Genomic DNA, 3,564 nt, shown 5'->3' with positions numbered 1-3,564 from the left:
CCCAACCCCTCCAACTCCGAATTGGCCGGGGTAATAATCCAGTTCCTGCCCAACTGATCAGCTGTGTTTTTAAATAATACTTTCTTCTCGCTCATAGTCAATTCACCACTTTTTCTTTGATTTCAAATTTTGATTCGAATACCATTTCTTTGTTGTTAATAACTACCGGCTGTTTCTCTTCAAATGAGGCTCTTGCTGCATGTCCTACTAACAGTGCACGCTCTCCATCCTGAATTGTAATTGATGGTTCTTTTTCTGCCACTGCCTTTTCAACAAAATCTTTTAATTGTGTAATGTAAGATTTTTCAAACCGTTCCATAAAAAAGGGTACGGTATCATGTGTGATGGCATTTTTCTTCATCACATAGATGGGAGTTTCTCTCAAATATCCAATTTGAATCGTGCCTTCAGTTCCCAAAATTTCGGTTTTGATATCGTAACCATAAATGCCGCTACGACTCATATCAACTGAACCAAGTGTACCAGATTCAAAGGTTATATTTGAAATCGCGTTATCAATCTCATTAATCGATTCCATCTCGGGATATTTCAACCGGTTTCCGATGCTGTACACTTCGGAAACCTCACCCATAAACCATCGGGCCAGATCGAAATCATGAATTCCCATATCCAGGAAGAGTCCCCCACTTTTCTTTGGGTCTGCAAATTCCAGGCTTGGTCGCTCCGGGTCTCTGGATGTTGCTTTAAAAACAATTGGGTCTCCAATTTCACCATCAAGAATGTGCTGTTTCGCAGCTGCATAACCGCTGTCAAACCGTCGCATGAACCCCATATGGAAGAAAACACCATTCTTCTCAACGGCCTCTTTCATTTCAATCGCCTCATCAAGTGAGATCGACAACGGTTTTTCGCAGAAAATCATCAATCCTTTCTCTGCTGCATCAATCACAATATCCCGATGTGTACTTGTTGGACTTGTGATAACGACTGCATCCAAATCTTCCACTTCCAGCATTTCACGGTAGTCACTAAAATGATGTTTAATACCAAAATCATCCACCATTTCTGTGGCTTTCTTTTCATCAGCATCAACCAGGGCCACAACATTTGCCTTTGGTATCTGATAAGACAAATATTCGACATATAACCCACCGAGCCGTCCCAACCCGACAATTCCAATATTTATTTTTGCATTCATAATAAAAAGATTTTTAGGAGTTAGTTCTCAAACATCTCAGATGTAACCAACTCAATTTGTAATGTAATGACTACGTGAATTGTGTTTCCATTCACCATTCTATTAGCACATTATTCACCGGTTTGTATGTTTGATATGGATTTGAGCAAATTCACATTTCTTTAATTCACCAATTGGAATTGCTCTGAGCATTGAGTTCATAATTCTTACCATTTTGTTCTTCTAATTTGGTGGCCCCCATAACAGAATGTAGATTCCGATTGTTACAACAATCAGAAATATCGAGACTATCTTTGCGTACTTCCATTCGCTTATATCGACAACTTCTACATCTGTAATTTGAAACTCTTTTTCGACCGGATAGAAGTAGGATACGATGTACATAATGATGATCATGCCCACAAACATAATTCCCCAAACGTGTACGAAGTGAATCCCGATGTCAACGACTAATTCGGTAAACCCATAAAATACCATCCCAATCACCAAAGCAACTTTTACTCCTGCAGCTGATATCTTTTTTAAGAAAAAACCGGCAATAATTGTTGTACCCAGAGGTACGAAAAACAAACCGTTCAGTGTTTGGAGTAACTGATAAATACCTTCAGGTGCATAGCTCATAAAAGGTGCCACAAATATTGCAAATACAGCAACGATCGTTGACACAGCTGTCCCCACCATCACCATTTTCCTTTCACTTGCATCCTTGTTTATATAAATCTTATAAATATCAATGGTGTATATCGTTGCAGCACTGTTGATTACACTATTAAAAGTACTAAGAACAGCTCCCATAAAAACCGCGGCAAAGATCCCAATAAAGAATACAGGCAACACTTCATGAATCATCATTGGATAGATGAAATCCTGATTGTCATACATTGAATCACCGAAATAGTAAAAACCGATTACTCCCGGTAATGCTATAATGATGGGTATGAGGAGTTTAAAAACTCCGGTGAGTAATAATCCCTTCTGTGCTGCTACCAAATCTTTCGCCCCTAATGCACGCTGAATAATCGATTGGTGCATACTCCAAAAGTAGATCTGATTGATAACAAGACCGGTAAATATCGCACTAAAGGGCAGTACGGAATCTGGAGCTCCGACAATACTGAACTTTTCGGGTGCATAGTTATATACTGTGTCAACACCACTCAAAAGGTTACCGTTACCAATTTCCCAAAGAGCAAGAATTGGAATTAATAAACCACCTATTATTAAGCCAATACCATTTACAGTATCTGCGACAGCAACTGCTTTAAGACCTCCAAGTATTGAATAGAGCGCACCAATGACTCCTATAATAACGACAAGGATCCATATACTTTGCTGATGAGTTACACCTAATACTGAAGATATTTCAAATATTCCCTCAAAATTAATAGCACCTGTATATAAGACTATAGGCAGCAGGGTGAAGACAAAGGAAAAAACCAACAGGATAGCTGCCAGACTTCTTGTCGCACGATCAAATCGTAATTCAAGAAATTTGGGGATAGTTGAAAGTCCCATTTTTAAATAACGGGGCACCAGGTAGAGAGCTCCAAAGATCAATCCGATTGTGGCCGTGGTTTCCCAACTTATAATTATCATACCGTTTTTATAAGCCGAACCATTCATGCCTATGAGATGCTCGGAGGAGATATTCGTTAGCATCATTGAACCGGCGATTACACCAGCGCTTAATGACCTACCTCCCAAGAAATAGCCATCGGAGGTATATAAATTTTCGCCCCGTATTTTATACCAGGAATAAAAAGCTACAAATAAGGTAAATCCCACAAAGGACGCAAAAATCCACATTGATGTATACTATTGTATTTGAGACAAATTAGTTCATTCGATTTAACAAGATGCCGAGTTTTCTAAGAACACTTTGTTCATCGTAAAATCTGCATGGTATCACTTTCTCTGGCATGAAATTTTGGAATCCCCCACTACTCAATGTTTTTTTATTTGCAATAGCCCCTAAGCTTTTCCATTAAATTTCATCGATAATTAAAAACATCAAGCAATTCTGATCTATAGAATTAAAGGCAAGAATTTTTACAAGCCGTCAATAGATCCTCAGATTATGGGTTATTTCCACTAAGAAATAACATGATCATGAAAACGTTATCATTTTAATCAAATATGGTAGCTTTGTCAAAATAAATTTCATTAAAACCGATAAAACAACGATTTATCCGGATTCAATTTCAACCTAAGAATTCATAAAAAATCTTTAAGGTTTGAATTTTTGACAATTACTGATCTTTATGGAGTTTTTCGACTTTATACCCGCCCTTTCGTTTATCGTTGATGTACACGCCCAGGAAGATCAATGCCAGTAAAAAGGCTGCCGGACTGATGTAAAGGATCGACATCCGCCCCCCGTAGTTGTCTGCCGGGCGAAGCACCGC

The 3,564-nt window shown here is 38.6% G+C and carries 2 protein-coding genes; both read right to left on the bottom strand.

Annotated features, from left to right (window positions below):
- Window positions 1-97 precede the first annotated feature (97 nt).
- Entirely contained in the window at window positions 98-1,159 is a 1,062-nt protein-coding gene (locus tag L6773_RS20970; RefSeq protein WP_237856635.1) for a Gfo/Idh/MocA family oxidoreductase, read from the bottom strand.
- Window positions 1,160-1,381: 222 nt separating this feature from the next.
- On the bottom strand, window positions 1,382-2,965 hold the full coding sequence (locus L6773_RS20965; RefSeq protein WP_237856634.1) for a solute:sodium symporter family transporter: 1,584 nt from the start codon (window positions 2,963-2,965) through the stop codon (window positions 1,382-1,384).
- Window positions 2,966-3,564: the final 599 nt, after the last annotated feature.

The organism is Rhodohalobacter sulfatireducens (assembly GCF_022012475.1).
GTDB classification, from domain to species: domain Bacteria; phylum Bacteroidota; class Rhodothermia; order Balneolales; family Balneolaceae; genus Rhodohalobacter; species Rhodohalobacter sulfatireducens.
The sequence above is the reverse complement of the archived record's forward strand: the minus strand, read 5'-3'. Positions and strand labels throughout refer to the sequence as shown.

Excerpts from the sequence above, each read along its gene's own strand:
- L6773_RS20970 (WP_237856635.1), bottom strand. The coding sequence starts at position 1,159 with ATGAATGCAAAAATAAATATTGGAATTGTCGGGTTGGGACGGCTCGGT.
- L6773_RS20965 (WP_237856634.1), bottom strand. The coding sequence starts at position 2,965 with ATGTGGATTTTTGCGTCCTTTGTGGGATTTACCTTATTTGTAGCTTTT.